This is a genomic window from Alteromonas sp. KUL106, from assembly GCF_009811415.1.
In the GTDB taxonomy this organism is placed as follows: Bacteria; Pseudomonadota; Gammaproteobacteria; order Enterobacterales; family Alteromonadaceae; genus Alteromonas.
Genome location: NZ_BLIG01000105.1, coordinates 1 through 361, shown reverse-complemented (window position 1 = coordinate 361; position 361 = coordinate 1). Strand labels below are relative to the sequence as shown.

1 protein-coding gene is annotated in these 361 nt (G+C 36.0%); it reads right to left on the bottom strand.

The genetic code is table 11. The features are described from left to right. Nucleotides 1-72 precede the first annotated feature (72 nt). Nucleotides 73-361, bottom strand: a 289-nt coding sequence (locus GVO63_RS19415; protein WP_236552237.1) for a hypothetical protein, incomplete at its 5' end; no start/stop codon positions are given.

Sequence of the window (361 nt, the reverse complement as noted above, 5' to 3'; positions counted from 1 at the left end):
GCCCCACGTGAATGCGTCCCAGCGAACGTAGTGAGTGTGTTTATTGGCTTGTTAGGTGCGTGTAGATACATCCTAGTTTTGCTTACTTGTGATTAAATAAAACGCTTTTATTGTTTGTTTCACTGAATAGTAAATCGCATACAAAGTTCCAAAACTGACGACAATAAATTTTACGCCTTCTGGCATGTTATTTAAGAAGCTCAATTTTAGACTAACAAATTCAAAACGGTCGTCATTCATCCATGCAGTAAAAGATTTGCTGAAAATCCACATAACAACACCAGTGAATATCCAATATAAAAGAGCGATAAAGGACTCTTTAAAAACACCACTGATTTTTCTATTCAAAGAAGCACCTAAC